The sequence below is a fragment of the Flavobacterium oncorhynchi genome, assembly GCF_002217355.1.
Classification (GTDB): Bacteria; Bacteroidota; Bacteroidia; order Flavobacteriales; family Flavobacteriaceae; genus Flavobacterium; species Flavobacterium oncorhynchi.
On the sequence record NZ_MUHA01000003.1, the window covers coordinates 162911 to 182772 of the forward strand.

At 35.3% G+C, this 19862-nt stretch carries 14 protein-coding genes and 1 riboswitch; all 14 genes read left to right on the top strand.

The window, feature by feature from the left end; genetic code table 11:
* Window positions 1–13 precede the first annotated feature (13 nt).
* The 14 genes from B0A75_RS01845 (at window position 14) to B0A75_RS01910 (ending at window position 19751) form a co-directional block, all read left to right on the top strand.
* A complete protein-coding gene (locus B0A75_RS01845) occupies window positions 14–2104 on the top strand; it encodes a HEPN domain-containing protein (protein WP_089052723.1) in 2091 nt (696 codons plus the stop codon).
* Complete coding sequence (gene cobA, locus B0A75_RS01850; RefSeq protein WP_089052592.1) at window positions 2097–2870, top strand: uroporphyrinogen-III C-methyltransferase; 774 nt, start codon at window positions 2097–2099, stop codon at window positions 2868–2870. The genes B0A75_RS01845 and cobA overlap by 8 nt, the downstream gene beginning before the upstream one ends.
* Window positions 2871–2971: 101 nt before the next feature.
* Entirely contained in the window at window positions 2972–3553 is a 582-nt protein-coding gene (locus B0A75_RS01855; RefSeq protein WP_089052593.1) for a precorrin-2 dehydrogenase/sirohydrochlorin ferrochelatase family protein, read from the top strand.
* Between the two features lie 96 nt (window positions 3554–3649).
* Window positions 3650–4702 carry an NAD(P)/FAD-dependent oxidoreductase gene (locus B0A75_RS01860; protein WP_089052594.1) on the top strand — a complete coding sequence of 351 codons (1053 nt, stop codon included), beginning with the start codon at window positions 3650–3652 and terminating at the stop codon, window positions 4700–4702.
* A 348-nt stretch (window positions 4703–5050) separates the two neighbouring features.
* A riboswitch (SAM riboswitch) is annotated at window positions 5051–5167 on the top strand.
* A 334-nt stretch (window positions 5168–5501) separates the two neighbouring features.
* Window positions 5502–6506: a homocysteine S-methyltransferase family protein gene (locus B0A75_RS01865; protein ID WP_089052595.1), complete on the top strand. Its 1005-nt coding sequence runs from the start codon at window positions 5502–5504 to the stop codon at window positions 6504–6506.
* A 25-nt stretch (window positions 6507–6531) separates the two neighbouring features.
* Window positions 6532–6852 (top strand): NTF2 fold immunity protein, encoded by a 321-nt coding sequence (locus B0A75_RS01870; RefSeq protein WP_089052596.1) that lies wholly within the window; start codon window positions 6532–6534, stop codon window positions 6850–6852.
* A 265-nt stretch (window positions 6853–7117) separates the two neighbouring features.
* Window positions 7118–9793: a methionine synthase gene (gene metH, locus B0A75_RS01875; RefSeq protein ID WP_089052597.1), complete on the top strand. Its 2676-nt coding sequence runs from the start codon at window positions 7118–7120 to the stop codon at window positions 9791–9793.
* A gap of 150 nt (window positions 9794–9943) precedes the next feature.
* A complete protein-coding gene (metF, locus tag B0A75_RS01880; RefSeq protein WP_089052598.1) occupies window positions 9944–10900 on the top strand; it encodes a methylenetetrahydrofolate reductase [NAD(P)H] in 957 nt (318 codons plus the stop codon).
* Window positions 10901–11067: 167 nt separating this feature from the next.
* Window positions 11068–11721 (top strand): class I SAM-dependent methyltransferase, encoded by a 654-nt coding sequence (locus tag B0A75_RS01885; protein ID WP_089052724.1) that lies wholly within the window; start codon window positions 11068–11070, stop codon window positions 11719–11721.
* Window positions 11722–11868: 147 nt separating this feature from the next.
* On the top strand, window positions 11869–13092 hold the full coding sequence (locus B0A75_RS01890) for a dicarboxylate/amino acid:cation symporter (protein ID WP_089052599.1): 1224 nt from the start codon (window positions 11869–11871) through the stop codon (window positions 13090–13092).
* Window positions 13093–13181: 89 nt separating this feature from the next.
* Window positions 13182–14591, top strand: coding sequence for a pyridoxal phosphate-dependent decarboxylase family protein (locus B0A75_RS01895; protein WP_089052600.1), 1410 nt, complete (start codon window positions 13182–13184; stop codon window positions 14589–14591).
* A 292-nt stretch (window positions 14592–14883) separates the two neighbouring features.
* Window positions 14884–17229 carry a TonB-dependent receptor gene (locus B0A75_RS01900; RefSeq protein WP_089052601.1) on the top strand — a complete coding sequence of 782 codons (2346 nt, stop codon included), beginning with the start codon at window positions 14884–14886 and terminating at the stop codon, window positions 17227–17229.
* Between the two features lie 35 nt (window positions 17230–17264).
* A complete protein-coding gene (locus tag B0A75_RS01905; protein WP_089052602.1) occupies window positions 17265–18509 on the top strand; it encodes a DUF4374 domain-containing protein in 1245 nt (414 codons plus the stop codon).
* Between the two features lie 81 nt (window positions 18510–18590).
* A complete protein-coding gene (locus B0A75_RS01910) occupies window positions 18591–19751 on the top strand; it encodes a PepSY-associated TM helix domain-containing protein (protein ID WP_089052603.1) in 1161 nt (386 codons plus the stop codon).
* Window positions 19752–19862 lie beyond the last annotated feature (111 nt).

Genomic DNA, 19862 nt, shown 5'->3' on the forward strand with positions numbered 1-19862 from the left:
CAAACTAAGAGAAATGGAAAGTTTTAGAACAGAAATAGAAAATCCGGTAGTTCAGAAGGAGATTATCGAATTAGAAAGAAAGATTCATTTATTCCGTGGAGGAAAAATTGATGATGAGCGTTTTCGTAGTCTTCGTTTAGCGCGCGGAATCTACGGTCAGCGTCAGGAAGGCGTTCAGATGATTCGTATCAAATTGCCTTACGGTAAAGTGACCAGCGAGCAATTGGTGCGTATCACACAAGTTTCTGATGAATATTCTACAGGACGTTTGCACATTACAACACGTCAGGACATTCAGATTCACTATGTGAGTTTAGACAGAACTCCTGAACTTTGGGCAGATTTGGCTAAAGACGATATCACGCTTCGTGAAGCTTGTGGAAATACGGTTAGAAATATTACAGGAAGCGAATTAGCTGGAGTTGACGTAAACGAACCATTTGATGTTTCGCCTTATGCGCACGGACTTTTTCAATATTTGTTAAGAAACCCAATCTGTCAGGAAATGGGACGTAAATTCAAAATTTCGTTCTCATCTTCAGATGAAGATACCGCTTTGAGTTATTTACACGATTTAGGATTTATTCCGAAAATTAAAGACGGTCAAAAAGGTTTCAAAATCATGTTCGGAGGAGGTTTAGGATCTCAGCCAGCGCATGCCGAATTACTTTCGGAGTTTGTTCCGGTAAACGAAATCATTCCAACTGCAGAAGGAATCATTCGTATTTTCGACAGATACGGAGAACGTGCTAAAAGAATGAAAGCCCGTATGAAATTCTTAATCAAAGAAATGGGAAGAGATGTTTTCCTTGATTTGGTTGAACAAGAGAAAAAAGCCATCGCTTTTGAAACTTACGAAATTGATACAACCGCTTTTGATGGTCCAATTACGGAACCGTTATTAGAAGTTCCGCAAGTTACAATCGAAGATAAAAAAGCGTATGAAGCGTGGAAAAATTCGAATGTAATCAAACAGAAACAAGACGGTTATTATGCTATCGGAATCAAAGTTTTATTAGGAGATTTTTATACGGATAAAGCAAGATTATTAGCCGATTTAATTAAGAATTACGGAGCAAATGAATTACGTTTTTCATTGCGTCAAAATATTGTAATACGAAACATAAAAGAAGAGAATTTACCATTCTTTTATCAAGAATTAGCGAAGTTGGATTTTGTTCAGCTGGGATATAATTCAGTTGGAGATATTACGGCATGTCCGGGTACAGATACTTGCAACTTGGGGATTGCAAGTAGTACCGGTATTGCAGAAGAATTAGAAAGAGTTTTAACTGCTGAATATCCTCAATATTTAAACAACCGTGAAATCGAAATTAAAATTTCAGGCTGTATGAATGCCTGCGGACAGCACAATATGTCTGCAATTGGATTCCAAGGAATGTCTATTAACTCAGGAAAATTGGTTGCTCCAGCTTTGCAAGTTTTGTTAGGTGGAGGAAGATTAGGAAACGGGGCAGGACGTTTTGCTGATAAAGTAATCAAAGTACCGAGTCGTAGAGGTCCCGATGCATTGCGTACCATTTTAAATGATTTTGATAATAACGGAAGCGGACAAAAATTCCTTGATTATTATGATACAAAAGGAGAAAAATATTTCTACGAAATCTTAAAACCTTTTGCAGATGTAACCAATTTAACAGAAGCTGATTTTGTGGATTGGGGTAACGCAGACAATTACGTAAAAGCAGTTGGAGTTGGAGAATGTGCCGGAGTGGTAATCGATTTAGTAGCAACATTATTGTTTGAAGCTAAAGAGAAATTGATCTTGGCTCAGGAATCTTTCGACGAGAAAAAATGGTCAGATGCTATTTACCACGCTTACGCTGGATTTGTAAATGGAGCAAAAGCATTGTTATTGTCAGAAAACCAAAAAACAAATCACCACGCAGGAATTGTAGATTTGTTTGATACTGTTTTCATCGACACAAATAAAATAGAATTAAACTCAACTTTTAAAGACTTGGTTTACCAAATCAATAAAAATGAACCATCTGAAGCTTTCGCTAAAGGTTACATTGCACAAGCAACTGTTTTCTTTGATAAAATCGAAACTTTCAGAGCTCAGGAATTAGAAAATGCTTAATATAAAACCCAAAATAACTTTAGTCGGTGCAGGTCCGGGCGATCCCGATTTACTGACGCTGAAAGCTGTAAAGGCATTGGCTGAAGCTAATGTGGTTTTATACGACGCTTTAGCCAATGAAGAAATTCTGGATTACGCACCCAAAACTGCTATTAGAATTTTTGTTGGAAAAAGAATCGGAAATCATGCTTATACTCAGGATCAAATCAATCAATTGATTGTCGATAATGCTTTAACGTACGGAAACGTAGTTCGGTTAAAAGGCGGAGATCCGTTTATTTTTGGAAGAGGAAGCGAAGAAGTGGAATTTGCAGAAAGTTTCGGAATTGAAACCATCGTAGTTCCAGGAATTTCATCTGTAGTTGCGGTTCCTGCAAGTCAGGGAATTTCAATAACAAAAAGAGGAGTTTCGGAAAGCTTTTGGGCCATTACCGGAACAACTTCTGATAGAAAATTATCTTCGGATATTGCGTTATCAGCCAAATCTTCTGCAACAGTTGTGATCTTGATGGGAATGCACAAATTGCCTCAAATCATCGATTTGTTTCAAAAAGAAGATAAAGGAAATTTACCCGTTGCAATCATCCAAAACGGAACAACAGCAGACGAAAAAGTTGGTGTTGGAACAGTCGATTCGATTCTAAATATTGTAAAAGAAAAAGAATTAGGTTCTCCTGCGATTATTGTTCTTGGAGAAGTTGTGAGAGAAAGCAATAAATTAAAAGGATTCTACGAAGAATTTTTGACGAAAGAAATCGCAAGATAATTAAAACATAGCTCGCGGTTTCAACCTTGAGAACGAATGGATATTTAATTCAATACGCATCAAAAAATCATCTAATTTTGATTAGATGAAAATAAATTAAAATGGAACAGAACGAATTATATCCCATATTCTTAAAACTTCACAATCTGAATGTTTTAATTGTGGGCGGAGGAAATGTAGGTTTGGAAAAGCTTTCTTTCTTGCTAAAGTCAAGTCCAAATGCAAATGTTGAGGTTGTAGCACCGGATTTTCATTTAGAAATTAAAGTTTTAGCCGAAAATCATCCTTCAATCAAATTGACAGAAGCGAAGTTCAAAAAGAAAATGCTCAAAAAACGTCACATGGTAATTGCCTGTACTGACAATTTAAAAGTGAATAAAAGGGTTTACGATTTAGCCAGAAAACGTTATTTGATTTGCAATATAGCCGATACACCAGATTTATGCGATTATTATCTAGGCGGAATCGTGACAAAAGGAAATGTGAAAATCGCGATTTCAACAAATGGAAAATCGCCAACAACAGCCAAAAGGCTTCGGGAGTTTTTCGAAGAAGTAATTCCTGAGGATATTAACCAAATGGTTGAAAACCTAAATGAATACAGAAAAACCTTAAAAGGTAATTTTGAAGAAAAGGTTAAAAGAATGAACGAGATCACATCTTCATTAAAAAATAAAGAGTAACATATAAGAGAAATGAATAATGATAAAAATCATTGTTAGTAGAATAAATTATTCGTTTCTTTGTATTATTAAGAATGATTATAAACAACAACCATAATGATTAAAACAGATATACTTATAATTGGAGCAGGACCAACAGGTTTATTTGCCGTGTTCGAGGCAGGATTGTTAAAATTAAAATGCCACATTTTAGATGCACTTCCACAAGCAGGAGGACAGCTGTCAGAGTTATATCCAAAGAAACCAATTTACGATATTCCGGGATTCCCAGAAGTATTAGCTGGAGATTTAATTGATGGTTTGCAAGAGCAAATCAAACAATTTGAGCCAGGCTTTACTTTAGGAGAACGTGCGGAAACAATCGAAAAGCAAGAAGACGGTTCTTTTATCGTAACTTCAAATAAAGGAACTAAATTTCATGCGCCAGTTATCGCAATTGCTGGAGGTTTAGGAAGTTTTGAGCCGCGTAAACCACTTATTGAAGATATTGAGTTTTATGAAAATAAAGGAGTAAAATACTTCATCAAAAATCCAGAGAAATTCAGAGACAAAAGAGTTGTTATTGCAGGAGGAGGAGATTCAGCTTTAGACTGGAGTATCTTCTTGGCAAACGTAGCTTCAGAAGTAACTTTAATTCACAGAAGAAACGAATTCAGAGGAGCTTTAGATTCTGTAGAAAAAGTACAGGAATTAAAAACAGCTGGAAAAATTAAATTAATTACGCCAGCAGAAGTTATCGGAATCAACGGTGCTGAGCATGTTGAATCATTAGATATAGAAGAAAACGGAGCACACCGTAAAATCGAATGTGACTATTTCATCCCACTTTTCGGATTAACACCAAAATTAGGTCCAATTGGAGACTGGGGATTAGAAATCGAGAAAAATGCCATCAAAGTAAATAATGCATTAGATTACCAAACTAACATTCCGGGAATCTTTGCTATTGGAGACGTTAACACATATCCAGGAAAATTAAAGTTAATTCTTTGTGGTTTCCACGAAGCAACTTTAATGTGCCAGGCCGCATACGGAATCATCAATCCAGGTAAAAAATACGTATTGAAATATACAACAGTTTCTGGAGTAGACGGTTTCGACGGAACTCGTAAAGAAGCTCCAAAAGCAGTTGTTAAAGCGATTGTTTAATCTGAGATGCTGAGGTTCTAAGGGACTAAGATGCTAAGGTTTTTTATATACAAAGCTCAAACTTTTAGTTTGGGCTTTTTTAATTAATCCCAGAGGGATGAAATATTTATAGAAAAAAAATATCCGTTTGCAAAAGAGCTCCAGTGGAGCGAAATAATATGTCGCTCCGCTGGAGCTTTTATGTTGTGATGATTGTTTTTCTATAAATATTATGCTCCTCTGGAGCTAAATCGCGTAAAAGATAAAACCTTAGCATCTTAGTCCCTTAGAACCTCAGAACCTTAGAAAAAAAACATTTGCAAATCGAAACCCTATTTCATACCTTTGCACTGTTCTTAAAATTATTGTCAGTTATCACGAAAGGCGGAGGGATAGACCCGATGAAACCTTAGCAACCCTTTATCATAAAGAAGGTGCTAAATTCTACTTTATACGACATTTTCCAGTATTAAAGATAGATAACACAAATACATACTCGTATTTCTCAAAACTTTTCTCGATAACATATAATATTTACTGAAACAGATTCTGTATCAGGAGCGAATCATTGGCGCATTTTTGCTTTCAAAAGTTCCCGCTGTACACAAATATCTTTTATTCTGAACCCCAGAATAAAAAGATATTTGCTTCCATCGGGGCTAATGAGCCGGCAATAGTGCACTTTTGGAATTAATGTGAAAAAAATATCCGAAGCAAACCTAACAGGTTTTTAAAACCTGTTAGGTTAAACTTCACAATCATAATAAAAAAAACTTAGCATCTTAGCACCTTAGCGTCTTAGTAGCTAAAACAAAAAAATATGGCAATTACGATACAAGAAGCAATAAAAAAAAATATCCTAATCCTTGACGGAGCAATGGGAACAATGTTGCAACGCTATAATTTCTCAGAAGAAGATTTCAGAGGAGAGCGTTTCAAAGATTTCCCACATCCACTAAAAGGAAACAACGATTTACTATCCCTAACACAACCACAAGCGATTCGCGATGTACACGCTGCGTATTACGAAGCAGGCGCAGACATTGTAGAAACCAATACCTTCTCAGGAACGACAATCGGTATGGCCGATTATCACATGGAAGATTTGGTTTACGAATTAAACTACGAATCGGCTAAAATTGCAAGACAAGTAGCCGACGAGTTTACTGCAAAAAATCCAGACAAACCACGTTTCGTAGCCGGTTCAATCGGGCCGACAAACAGAACCGCAAGTATGTCTCCAGACGTAAACGATCCAGGTTACAGAGCCGTAACGTTTGACGATTTACGAATTGCGTACAAACAACAAGCAGAAGCTTTAATGGACGGTGGCTGTGATTTGCTTTTAGTAGAAACGATTTTCGATACGCTAAATGCAAAAGCAGCACTTTTTGCAATCGAAGAAGTAAAAGAAGAACGCAATATTGATATTCCAATCATGGTGTCAGGGACAATTACAGATGCTTCAGGAAGAACGCTTTCAGGACAGACAGTCGAAGCGTTTTTGATTTCCGTTTCGCATATTCCGTTATTAAGCGTAGGATTCAATTGCGCCCTTGGAGCCGATTTGTTGAAGCCATATTTAAAAACATTAGCTCACAATACAAGCTTTAATGTTTCGGCACATCCAAATGCAGGATTACCAAATGCATTTGGACAATATGATGAAACACCAGAACAAACTCAAGCCTTCATTAAAGAATATTTAGAGGATAATTTAATCAATATAATTGGTGGCTGTTGTGGAACAACGCCAGATCATATTCGATTAATGGCTGAGGTTGCGAAGGATTATAAGCCTAGAGTGGCGCCGGTTATTGCTTAACTTCTTTGATGATTTTTCAATAAATATGAAGAGAGTTTTGTTTCTAATTAGTTTGACACTTGTAAGCTGTAATTATACAACAAATACAGTTTTTCAGAAAAGCATTAAATGTGAAGATTGTTTAGTTACAAAAGAAGAGACGGCTGTTGGAATAGCGGAACCTATTTTATTTGAATCATATGGTAAAGATCAAATAGAAGATCAAAGACCTTATACAGTAAAAATAGAAAATGATTCTATTTGGCATATTGAAGGGACTTTTAATAGTATTGGTTTTGGAGGTGTTTTTGATATTAAAATCTCAGCAAAAAACGGGAAGGTTCTTTATATGATGCATGGAAAGTAGAAAGATAATTGAAAAGCAAAAGAAATATAAAGGTTATTATGAAACCGAGTTTGCGTGAGGGATAGAAGTGAAAAGCCCGCAGACCAATGCAGTGAAACGGAATTGGACGAGGACTTGTAACGGACAGCCCGGCCGAAGGACACGCCCAAATTAAAATATTGAAAACGAATATACCTACAAGGTTTTAAAAACCTCGCAGGAAAGAATATAGAATAAAAAAACTCAGAATCTAAGCATCTTAGAATCTCAGTAACTTTAAAAAGAAATGACAGAAAAAAGAAGAGACCTTGTATTATCAGGATTAGAACCGTTGATTATTACGCCGGAAAGTGTTTTCGTGAATGTTGGCGAGCGTACGAATGTAACAGGTTCAAGAAAATTCCTAAGATTAATCAAGGAAGAGAAATATGACGAGGCACTTGATATTGCAAGACAACAGGTAGAAGGAGGAGCACAAATCATCGATATTAATATGGATGAAGGAATGCTTGATGGCGTTACTGCAATGACTAAATTTTTGAATTTAATCGCTGCAGAACCAGACATTTCGAGAGTGCCGATTATGATCGACAGCTCGAAATGGGAAATCATTGAAGCAGGTCTTAAAGTAGTACAAGGAAAAAGCGTTGTAAACTCGATTTCGTTAAAAGAAGGCGAAGAAGCCTTTATTCATCACGCAAGATTAATCAAACGTTACGGAGCAGCGGCAATTATTATGGCTTTTGACGAAGTTGGTCAGGCGGATAATTACGATCGTAGAGTGGAGATTTGTCAGCGTTCGTATGATATTTTGGTAAACAAAGTAGGGTTTCCTCCGCAGGATATTATTTTCGATTTGAATATTTTCCCAGTTGCAACGGGAATGGAAGAGCATCGCTTGAACGCTTTGGACTTTTTTAGAGGAACAAAATGGGTTCGCGAAAACCTTCCGCACGCGCATATTAGTGGTGGAGTGAGTAACGTTTCATTCTCTTTCAGAGGAAATGATACGGTTCGTGAAGCGATGCACTCGGTGTTTTTATACCACGCGATTAAAAACGGAATGACGATGGGAATCGTAAATCCGGAGATGCTGACGATTTATGATGATATTCCGAAAGATTTATTAGAACACGTTGAAGACGTAATTTTAGATAGACGCGACGACGCCACAGAACGACTTTTGGATTTTGCAGAAAATGTAAAAGGCGAAGCAAAAAGCGATGAAAAAGTAGTTCAGGAATGGCGTTTTGGAACGGTTCAGGAGCGTATTACACATTCATTGGTAAAAGGAATCGATGCTTTTATTGAAGAAGATGTTGAAGAAGCTCGTTTGGCTGCGACAAAACCAATTGAAGTTATCGAAATCAATTTGATGACGGGAATGAATGTTGTTGGAGATTTATTCGGAAGCGGAAAAATGTTCTTGCCTCAGGTTGTAAAATCGGCACGTGTAATGAAAAAAGCGGTGGCTTATTTATTACCTTTTATCGAAGCGAGCAAACAAGCCGGAGACAAACAAGGAAACGGAAAAATCCTTATGGCAACTGTAAAAGGAGATGTTCACGATATTGGTAAAAACATCGTTTCGGTAGTTTTGGCTTGTAACAATTACGAGATTGTAGATCTTGGTGTTATGGTGCCTCCTGAAAAAATTATCGCGGCCGCGATTGAACATGAAGTAGACATTATTGGGTTAAGTGGACTGATCACGCCTTCGCTTGACGAAATGGTTTATTTAGCCAAAGAATTAGACAAACAAGATATTAAAATCCCGATTATGATTGGCGGGGCAACGACTTCGCGTGCGCATACAGCCGTGAAAATTGCGCCACAATATAGAGAAACTGTAATTCACGTAAATGATGCTTCGAGAGCCGTTACCGTAGCAGGAAATCTATTAGATCATAACCGTAAAATATATGCAAGCGATATTCGTGCAGAATATGATTCTTTTAGAGAAACATTTTTAAATCGTTCAAGAGATAAAAACTTCCTTACGATAGAAGATGCGCGTAAAAATAAATTACCATTGGATTGGTCGGAATATACACCAACAAAACCAAAAGTTATTGGCGCACAAACAATCGAAATAGAATTGGATGTTTTGGTTCCTTATATTGACTGGACACCATTTTTTCAAACGTGGGAATTGTATGGAAAATATCCAGCGATTTTAACGGATGAGGTTGTGGGCGAACAAGCGACATCTGTTTTTAACGATGCTCAAGCAATGCTGAAAGTAATTCTGGAAGAGAAAAAACTAAAAGCAAAAGGCATTTACGGAATTTTTCCTGCGAATCAGGTTGACGACGACGATATCGAATTGCGTGATGAAAACGGAAAAGTTCTGGAGAAATTCTTAACGCTTCGTCAGCAGTCACAAAAAACAAAAGGCGCTCCAAATATCGCTTTAGCCGATTTTATTCTGCCAAAAGAAAGCGGAATCGAAGATTATATGGGAGCTTTCTGCGTAACAACTGGTTTTGGTGTAGATGAATGGGCAGCAGAATATGAGAAGAACTTAGACGATTATAATTCGATTATGGTTAAGGCATTAGCTGATCGTTTTGCTGAGGCTTTCGCTGAATATCTTCACGAAAAAGTGCGTAAAGATTTCTGGGGTTATGATAGTGACGAATCTTTAACCAACGAAGAATTGATTAAAGAAAATTATAAAGGAATTCGTCCTGCTCCAGGTTATCCAGCTTGTCCAGATCACTTGGAAAAACCAACGATTTGGAAACTTTTAAATGTAGCCGAAGAAATTGGAGTTACTTTGACAGAAAGCATGGCGATGTGGCCGGCTTCATCTGTTTCAGGATACTATTTTGGAAACCCAAAAAGCAGGTATTTCGGACTCGGAAAAATAAAAGAGGATCAGGTAGTAGATTACGCCAAACGACGCAATGTTCCAACGGATTATGCCATGAAATGGTTAAACCCTAATATAGCAGATTAACGAAAAGTTATTTTTGTTTCAGGTTTCAGGTTCTCTACAGCAACTTGAAACCTGAAACTTGAAACAAACAAAAAGATTGATTTAAGTTTTTGATTTCAGATTTTTTACACAAACGATTCAAAAACATAATCATAACTCATAACTTAAGAAATGAAAGTAACAGAGCATATAGAAAACGCCAAAGGAAATACATTATTCTCATTTGAACTTATTCCGCCTCAAAAAGGAAAAAGTATTCAGGAATTATACGATAATATTGATCCGTTGATGGAGTTTAAACCGCCGTTTATTGACGTAACAACTTCGCGTGAAGAATATATTTACATAGACAAGGGCAACGGACTTTTAGATAAAAAACTGACTCGTATGCGTCCGGGAACGCTTGGAATTTGCGCTTCTATAAAACATAAATACAATGTTGATACTGTTCCGCACTTACTTTGTGGCGGATTTACACAGGAGGAAACAGAATATATGCTGGTTGATTGTCAGTATTTAGGAATTAATAATGTGATGGCGCTTCGTGGCGACGCTATGAAAGATGAACAATCTTTTGTGCCAAAAGCCGGCGGAAATCATTTTGCGATTGATTTGGTTAAACAAATTAATGATTTGAATTGTGGAAAATATCTTCATGAAGTGATGGATATTGATAACAAGGCCGATTTCTGTATTGGTGTTGCAGGTTATCCTGAAAAACATTTAGAATCACCATCATTACAATCTGACTTAAAAAGATTAAAAGAAAAAGTAGATGCAGGAGCAGATTATGTGGTAACACAAATGTTTTTTGATAATTCGAAATATTTTGCTTTTGTAGAAAAAGCAAGAGAAATCGGTATTACAATCCCAATTATTCCAGGAATTAAACCAATTGCGGTACAAAGACATTTGCAAATTCTACCTCAAATTTTCAGAATTGATTTACCTGAAGATTTAATCGATGCAGTTTATAAATGCAAAAATAACGCAGAAATCAAGCAAGTCGGAATCGAATGGGCGATTCAGCAGTCACTTGAATTAAAAGCTGCCGGAGTTCCTGTTTTACATTATTATTCAATGGGTAAATCAGAGAATATTCGTCAGATCGCAAGTCAGGTTTTTTAAGGAATTCTACTCAAACTTGTTATTTCGACGAAGGAGAAATCACGCTAGTATGTCTACAAAGGTTGGATGCCATACTTTGCGGAGTTTCTAGTGTGATTTCTCCTTCGTCGAAATGGCAAAAAGCTTGGAATTTGTTATTTTTTTTATTGGAATTTAATTTAAAAATTATGAAAAACGAAGAATTACAAGCCATAGCCTCTCAGTTAAAACTTCCAACAGGAGAAAAAGGAATCGAAATGGGAAATATGATGAACGAAACAAACATCAATATGACCAAACATTCGATTCAAAATCTGAATATATTAAACGAAAACAGAATTCTGGAATTGGGTCATGGAAATGCAGGACACGTTGAATTTCTGTTTGAACAAGCCAAAAATTTAAAATATTACGGACTCGAAATGTCGGAATTGATGTTTCAGGAAGCACGACAGATTAACCGAAATTTTGTTTCTCAAAAACAGGCTTTCTTTTCGCTTTATGACGGAAATACGATTCCGTTTGAAGCTGAATTATTCGATAAAATTTTTACAGTAAATACAATTTATTTTTGGCTGAAACCTGAAGAATTACTTTTAGAAATTTATAGAGTTTTAAAGCCAAATGGAAATTTCTGTTTGACTTTTGCTGAGGAAGATTTTATGAAGCAGCTTCCATTTACACAATTTGAGTTTGAGCTTTACAGCACAGAAAAAGCGCAGAAATTGATTAAGAAAACGCCTTTTAAAATCGTTTATACAGAAACCCAAACCGAAAAAATAAAAAGCAAAACAGGAGAATTAGTCGACAGAGCTTTTACTACGATTGTTCTGGAGAAATAGATTTTTTGCCACAGATTAAAAAGATTAGAAAGGATTTTTTAATCTGTGTTAATCCTTTAATCTGTGGCAAAAAAAAATCTTCGCTGTTTTTTGAGTACTTTCATTACGTTATTATTTAATCTTTTTGAATTATAATCCTTAAAATTTATGGAAGTTAAGAAAATCAATTTTTTACAGAGTTACAGCAGCATACTTTTGCTTCTTGGCGGTATTATTATAGGAAGTATTTTAGGATTGGTGTTTGGAGAAAAAGTTCTGATAATAAAACCGATTGGCGATATATTTCTGAATTTACTTTTTACGGCAATTATCCCGCTTATCTTTTTTACGATTGGTTCTTCAATTGCCAATTTGGAAAGAACAGAGAAACTTGGAAAGCTGTTTGTTATAATGATATTGGTTTTTCTCGCGACAATTCTTATTTCTGGCATTGTAATGATCTGTGCCGTTTATCTTTTTCCAATTCATCAGGATATTGCTATTACCAAAGTTCCGTTTGAAAACATTCAATCCGGATCAGCTGGAGATCAAATTGCAAAGCTGCTTACAGCAAATGATTTCTTCGAGTTATTGTCACGAAAAAGCATGCTGGCACTTATTATATTCTCCTTTTTAATCGGCTTTGCCACATTACAATCTGGTGAAAAAGGAAATACTTTCAAAAGTTTTCTTGATTCAGGAAACGAGGTAATGAAACAGCTTTTGAATATTATAATGAAATTTGCTCCAATTGGTTTAGGAGCTTATTTTGCTTATCAAGTTGGTATTTTTGGACCGCAGTTGTTCGGAGTTTATGCAAAACCTATGGCTGTTTATTATGCTGCATGCATCTTTTATTTCTTTGTGTTTTTTAGTTTGTATGCAATTGTTGCCGGCGGAAAAAGAGCTTTCAAAGTTTTTTGGAGCAATAATGTAACCGCTTCATTAACGGCAGTTGGAACTTGCAGCAGTATTGCAACGATTCCAGCAAATCTCGATGCTGCGCAAAAAATGGGAATTCCTGCGCATGTACGTAATTTGGTGATTCCGCTTGGAGCACCTTTACATAAAGATGGTTCGAGTATGTCATCTATTTTAAAAATAACCTTTTTGTTTGCCATGTTTGGGAAAGATTTTACAGAACCTTCAACCATACTTTTGGCACTTGGAATTACAATTATTGTTTCGATTGTCGAAGGCGGAATTCCAAACGGAGGTTATATAGGAGAAGTTTTAGCCATCACCGTTTATGGTTTTCCAATGGAACAGGCGTTGCCAGTTGCCATGATTCTGGGAACTCTGGTTGATCCAATTGCTACTTTACTAAATGCAAACGGCGACGTAATTTGTTCTATGATGGTTTCCAGATTTTCAGAAAAGACCAAATGGTAGCTTTTTAAGTACGTTTTACATTTTCACATTAAATATTAATTAACCTGTTTTCTACTGAAAAATCAGTATGAAAATCAATACTATATAATATGAATTCAATACTGCAGCATGATCTAAAAAATTTCGAAGTTATCTTAGAAAAAGCAAAACAACAAGGAATTGATTTCTTGAATAATCTTGAAAATATTCCAACTTCAAGCAAAAATAAAGTAGATACAAACCGTGTTTTAAATGAAGTAGGTTTGGGCTCTGAAGAAGCTTTAATAGAATTTAATGAAAGATTGGTTCCTTTATTAGTCTCTTCGCCAGGCCCGCGTTATTGGGGTTTTGTAACTGGAGGATCAACTCCTGCTTCAATTGTAGGCGATTGGCTGTCGTCGATTTACGATCAGAATACACAGGCAGTCGCGGCACAAGGCGGAAATTCAGCTTTAATAGAATTTGAAACCATTCATTTATTACTTCAATTACTAGAACTTCCTGATACATTCATGGGCGGCTTTGTTACTGGAGCAACCATGTCAAATTTTACTTGTTTAGGAGTAGCGAGACAATGGTTTGGAAAACAATTGGGTAAAGATTTTGCTAAGAATGGAATTTCGGAGACGATCAATATATTGACAGCAATGCCGCATTCGTCTTCTTTAAAAACATTATCAATGTTAGGAATTGGAAGTCAGAATTATACAGTTGTAAAAACAAGTGAAGGTAACCGTGAAGCAATTGATATTGATGATTTAGAAACAAAAATAAAAGAATTAAATGGGAAACCTTTTATCTTAATTTCTAGTGCAGGAACCGTAAATACAGCTGATTTTGATGATTTTAAGGAGATTTCAGCTCTTAAATCGAAATACAATTTTTGGTGGCATATTGATGCAGCTTTTGGCGGTTTCGCTGCAGTTTCAGAGAAATATAAGCATTATGTAGAAGGCTGGCAGGGTGCAGACAGTATTGCTGTTGATTGCCATAAATGGTTGAATGTTCCTTATGAAAGTGCATTTTATTTGGTAAAAAAAGAGCATATTAATCTACAAATTGAAACGTTTCAAAATTCGAATGCACCTTATTTAGGAAACCCGCTTGAAAATTTTAATTATTTAAATGTTCTTCCAGAAAACTCACGTCGTTTAAGAGCTTTGCCAGTTTGGTTTTCTTTAGTGGCTTACGGAAAAGAAGGATTTTGCGACATTATTGAAAAAAGTGCTTTACTTGCGCTGCATTTTGGAAATGAGCTTATTGAAGACAGCCGCTTTGAACTTCTTGCTCCAATTCGTTTAAATAATGTTTGTTTTACTTTAAAAGGAGATGAAAATCAAGATAAAGTTGCTCAATTCTTAATGCGGCTAAATGATACGGGAAAAGTATTTATGACACCAACTGTTTATCAAAATAAAAAAGGCATTAGAGCTTCATTTGTAAATTGGAGAACCGCCGAAGAAGATATTAAAATTGTAATAGAAGAAATGAAAAATATAATTTCAGATTTGGATTTATAAGTCTTAAAATAGAATTTTTAAAGCCCGTTTATGTATTAAGCGGGCTTTTTTTATGCGCTAAATTCTGTTTTTTCTTAAAAAAGTGTTCTGTAATTTAACTTTTATGATTGAAAATCTTAATCAAATCTTAAGCTAAAGTTAATTATTGATTAAGGAATGCTGTTTTTTTTATTGATTCTTAAGTTTAAAAGTTAATTATTATTCTTATTTAGAATAATTAAAAATAGTTTGGAAAAGCTGTTGAAAGAGGCTAAGTTTGTTGTCAATTTAATTTTCAAACCATATTTATCTGATGCAAATAAGTAGATTATTACTCTTGATCACGATTATTTTCACCTCACTTCAAGGGTACTCACAAAAAAACAAAGTAAACTTAACCGGAGTTATTTTAACAAATCAAGGCAAGCCAGCTGAAGGCGTTTCAGTAGCACTAAAAGGAACGACTTACGCAACATTAACTAATACTAAAGGAGAATATAAAATTAATGCCGAAAGCGGAGACTATATTTTATTGATTACTCATGTTGGTTTTAAAACTACAGAAGCGGCAGTTTCGCTTAAACAAGGCGGCAAACCAACTCAGAATATAACAATGGAGGAAGATATGGCAGCTTTAAACGAAGTTGCTGTAAAAGGAAAGTCGAAAGTACAGCGCGCCCGAGAGCAGGCATACAACATTACTTCTGTCGATCTTAAAAAAACATACAATACAACTGCCGATTTAAATCAGGTTTTAAATAAAACTACGGGAGTGCGTATTCGTGAATATGGAGGATTGGGATCTGCGTTTAACTTTTCATTAAATGGCTTTTCAGGAAATCAGGTTAAGTTTTTTCTTGACGGAGTGCCTATGGATAGTTATGGTTCGTCGCTTACCTTAAATAATATTCCCGTAAATATGGCTGAAAGAATTGATGTTTACAAAGGTGTTGTTCCTGTAGAATTGGGCGCAGACGCTTTGGGAGGCGCAGTAAATATTATCACAAATAAAAACGTAAACCGCTACATCGATGCTTCTTACAGTTATGGTTCTTTTAATACTCATAGAGCGGCTGTAAACACTAGATTTTCTGGTAAAGATGGGTTTATTGCTAATATTAATGCTTTTGCAAATTACTCAGATAACGATTATAAAGTAGATGTAAGTGTAGTTGATAAAAACACCTCGAAGTTTTTACCAGAACAAAAATACAAACACTTTCACGACGGTTACAAGTCAGGAACTATAATGGCTGAGGCAGGATTTAAGAACAAAAGTTTTGCGGATTATTTGCTTGTTGGTTTTGCAATGTCTGGCAATAAAAAGGAAATTCAGCAGGGAAGATCAATGCAAAAAGTGGTTGGACAGGCATTTACAGACAGTGAAAGTTTTATTACTTCTTTAAAATATAAAAAAGATAATCTGTTTACTAAAGGATTATCACTAAATGTAAATAGTACGTACGCTTTGGTAAACAACAGATCTGTAGATACATCGTCAAGAGTGTATGACTGGACAGGGAATTACGTATACAGACAATTTGCAGGAAACAGCGATAAAGGAGAACTGGGAAACAAGAGTATTTATGTTTATGATGAAGAAAATGCGCAGCTTACAACTAATTTAAAATACCAAGTGAGTGAGCAGCATTCGCTGGCTGTAAATTATTCTTATTTAGGTTATAAACGTAAAGAAACAGATGAATATTTAACGGTAATTGAGCTTGGCGAGCCTACAATTAATAAAAACATTTTAGGATTGGGGTATAACTTCAGTGGTATAGATAATCGATTGGCTATTTCTGCTTTTGGAAAAATGTTTGATTTAGAAACCAAAATGCTTTCTGGCGGAATAACGCAATCAACGACATCGACTAATTATGGTTATGGCGCTACTACAGCTTATCATTTATCGGATAAATTACAAATAAAAGGATCTTATGAGCATGCATATCGTTTGCCGGCTGCAATCGAAATGCTTGGAGATGGTTTAACTGTAAACAGCAATATTGGCTTAAAACCAGAGAGCAGTGACAATGCAAATTTAGGACTTGCTTTTATTCTTCAAAAAGGAAAAAATCACTTTAATGCTGAAACCAGTTTAATATACAGAGAAGCAAAAGATTTTATTAGAGAAAGACAAGATGGCGATAAAACAGTATTTGAAAACTTGCAAAATGTACAAGTGTCAGGTATTGATGGAGTTCTTCGATACGGTTACACCGATTTACTTACGTTCGAGGTAAATGCAACATACCAAAAAAGCCTTAACAAAAACAAATACAAAACAGGAACAACAAGTCCTGATGCGTTGTATGATGCACAGTTACCAAACGTTCCCATTTTTTATGGAAATGCTGATTTGACTTTTAATTTTAAAAATGTCAAATATCAAGGAGACAAACTTTCTTTGAATGTAAGCGCAAATTATATCGATGCTTTTTATCTGACTTGGCCGGTTTTAGGTGAGTTAGAAACTAAAAAAGCTATTCCTGAACAATTTACCCAGAATGCAATGGTTGCCTATTCATTTTTGAAAGGAAAATACAATCTCGCATTCGAATGTAGAAATATTACTGATGTTAAGGTCTACGACTACTTTAAAGTTCAAAAGCCAGGACGTGCTTTTGCCGTTAAGTTCAGATATTTTCTTCAGTAATTAAATTTTAATAATAACCCTTAATAATTATAATCATGTTAGTAAACAAATTCGCAAAATGCTTTGCATTGGGCTTTCTGTCATTATCTATTTTTTCATGCAGCAGCGATGATTCATCTTCAAAAGAAGAGTCAGCAGTAAATGGTGCAAAATACGTTGCATCATATTGGTTAGACGATTACACACAATATATATTAGATTTTAACTCTACAGATCAATTAATGACTGGCGAAATCAGCGCCAAAGGAGTTGGAATTGAGCAAGAAGGAAGTTGTTTCCCAGTACAAAATACTTTTTTTGCATTGAGTACAGGAGATGAAGGATCAGTTTCATTTCACCTTAACAACGCAGGAAAACTAGTTCCAGGCGGAAAATTAGCTTTCGAATCGTCTTACGCTGTAGGTTATACTGATGATAAAAAAATGATCAATATTGGCGCTACTTGGGACGGAAGTTCGTCAGATTATGAACTTATGATTTACAACCCGACAACGGTTTCAATCGATGGTCGTAAGTTTAATGACTTTAGTGTAACTCCTGGAAATAAAAACATTTTATATTGGCCAACTGGAGCTGCAGTTTCTGGCGACAAACTTTTTGTTCCTGTTTATACTAAAGATGTAAGCGAGAAGAAAAATGTAGTATTATCTTCAGATGCAGTTGTGAGAGTTTACAAATACCCTTCTTTAGAATATGTTACAACAATAAAAGATACTAGAACAACTGCAATTGGAATGTACTATACTAATACAGGAATTGTACAAACGGAATCTGGAGATATTTATACTTTTTCATCTAATGCTCGTGCAGGAGGTTATCCAGTTACAGCTGCAGCTTCAGGAGTTTTACGTATTAAAAAAGGAGATGCTAAATTTGATCCAGGATATTTCTTTGATCTTGAAGCAAGTACTATTAAAGGAAAAGTTTTAGCAGCATATCCATTAGGCGGAGAGAAAGTTTTTATCTCTTATATTCCTGCTTCTCTTGATCCAGAAAAATCAGTTTACAGTTTCTTAAGCACACAAACCATATTCAAGTCGGCAATTCTTGATTTATCAGCAAAAACTGTTTTAGCGGTTACAGGATTACCTGATCATGGCGGTGATGAATTTTTTGGAGTTGGAAGTTTATTTGTTGAAAACGGAAAAGCTTACAAAAGTTTCGTAACCGGTAATGAAGCTCGTGTTTATCAAATTGATATTGCAACAGGTAATGCAAAAGCTGGAGCTCTTATTAAAGAAGGTCTTTATTTACCAACAATTGGTAAACTTACTTTCTAAATTCTAATCTATTATAGATGGCTTGAAGTATCTTAAAAGATGCTCAAGCCATTTTTTTCTTTTTATTAAATTATAATTTCAATGACTGCTATTAAAAGCCGAACGGGTAAACCGCCCAATAAAGGAAAATCACGTTTTAGTAAAATTAATGCCTGGCTGCATTTATGGCTGGGTCTTGCTTCAGGAATAATTGTGTTCATAATGGCAATTACAGGCTGCATTCTAGTTTTTGAACACGAAATAAAAGAGTTGACTTCACCATACTTAAATGTTGAAGCGCAAAGCCCGGAAAAACTGCTGCCGCCTTCAAAAATTTACGCCGCAGTTCAAAAAGTATTGCCAAATAAAGAAATTCATGGAGTGTGGTATAATGGTTTAGATAAATCAGTTAAAGTTGATATTGAATCAGATTCGTTGATTTATGTAAATCCGTATAACGGTAAAATTACCGGAATGGTCGATCACGAAGATTTTTTTCATATTATCGACGAAGGGCATCGAAATCTTTGGTTAGAGCGTGAAATAGGAGCACAGATAACAGCTTGGGCAACTTTCATTTTTTTCTTTTTATTGATAAGCGGACTTATACTTTGGTTTCCAAAAAAATGGAATAAAACAACGGTTAACAACAGTTTTAAAATAAAATGGAGCGCCAAACTCAAACGTCTAAATTATGATTTGCATAACGTTATGGGATTTTATGTCATCATTTTAGCTTTACTGATTTCTTTTACAGGATTATTAATGAGTTTTCACTGGCTGCGCGAAAGCACCTATTGGATAAGCGGCGGCTGGGCTGATGAAAAGGACAAAAAAGAACAAATTGTTTCGGTTAAAAATGATACCATTTCTAAACAGCAAATCGATAAACTGGCTGGAGCCGATTTTATCTGGAAAAAGGTACGAACGGAAATTGCTAAGGAAAATAAAGAAGCTGTTATCATTCATTTTCCGGATGAACCAAAAGACGATTATTATGCTTGCACAGATATGTATAAAGGAATTTGGAGAGATTTATATTTTGATTCAAAAACATTAGAACTACTTCCAAAATCTGAAAAATATATTAGTGACGAACGTTTCTCAGATTGGTTAATGAGATCAAATTACAGTCTGCATATTGGCGCAATAGGCGGATTGACTACAAAGATTATTTATTTTACAGCAAGTTTAATATGTGCAAGTCTTCCTATTACAGGTTTTTACATCTGGTGGGGAAGAAAGAAAAAGCAAAAAAAATAACATTGAATACTTTTTAAGTTTCTATTTGTTTGGTTAGTTGGTTGAAAGTCTTTTGCAAGAAATAATATTCTGCAAGAGACTTTTTTTTGTTTTTAAATAAAGAAAATAAAC

Excerpts from the sequence above, each read along its gene's own strand:
- B0A75_RS01845 (WP_089052723.1), top strand. The coding sequence starts at position 14 with ATGGAAAGTTTTAGAACAGAAATAGAAAATCCGGTAGTTCAGAAGGAG.
- B0A75_RS01905 (WP_089052602.1), top strand. The coding sequence starts at position 17,265 with ATGTTAGTAAACAAATTCGCAAAATGCTTTGCATTGGGCTTTCTGTCA.
- metH (WP_089052597.1), top strand. The coding sequence starts at position 7,118 with ATGACAGAAAAAAGAAGAGACCTTGTATTATCAGGATTAGAACCGTTG.
- B0A75_RS01870 (WP_089052596.1), top strand. The coding sequence starts at position 6,532 with ATGAAGAGAGTTTTGTTTCTAATTAGTTTGACACTTGTAAGCTGTAAT.
- B0A75_RS01890 (WP_089052599.1), top strand. The coding sequence starts at position 11,869 with ATGGAAGTTAAGAAAATCAATTTTTTACAGAGTTACAGCAGCATACTT.
- B0A75_RS01895 (WP_089052600.1), top strand. The coding sequence starts at position 13,182 with ATGAATTCAATACTGCAGCATGATCTAAAAAATTTCGAAGTTATCTTA.
- cobA (WP_089052592.1), top strand. The coding sequence starts at position 2,097 with ATGCTTAATATAAAACCCAAAATAACTTTAGTCGGTGCAGGTCCGGGC.
- B0A75_RS01860 (WP_089052594.1), top strand. The coding sequence starts at position 3,650 with ATGATTAAAACAGATATACTTATAATTGGAGCAGGACCAACAGGTTTA.
- B0A75_RS01910 (WP_089052603.1), top strand. The coding sequence starts at position 18,591 with ATGACTGCTATTAAAAGCCGAACGGGTAAACCGCCCAATAAAGGAAAA.
- B0A75_RS01885 (WP_089052724.1), top strand. The coding sequence starts at position 11,068 with ATGAAAAACGAAGAATTACAAGCCATAGCCTCTCAGTTAAAACTTCCA.
- B0A75_RS01855 (WP_089052593.1), top strand. The coding sequence starts at position 2,972 with ATGGAACAGAACGAATTATATCCCATATTCTTAAAACTTCACAATCTG.
- metF (WP_089052598.1), top strand. The coding sequence starts at position 9,944 with ATGAAAGTAACAGAGCATATAGAAAACGCCAAAGGAAATACATTATTC.
- B0A75_RS01900 (WP_089052601.1), top strand. The coding sequence starts at position 14,884 with ATGCAAATAAGTAGATTATTACTCTTGATCACGATTATTTTCACCTCA.
- B0A75_RS01865 (WP_089052595.1), top strand. The coding sequence starts at position 5,502 with ATGGCAATTACGATACAAGAAGCAATAAAAAAAAATATCCTAATCCTT.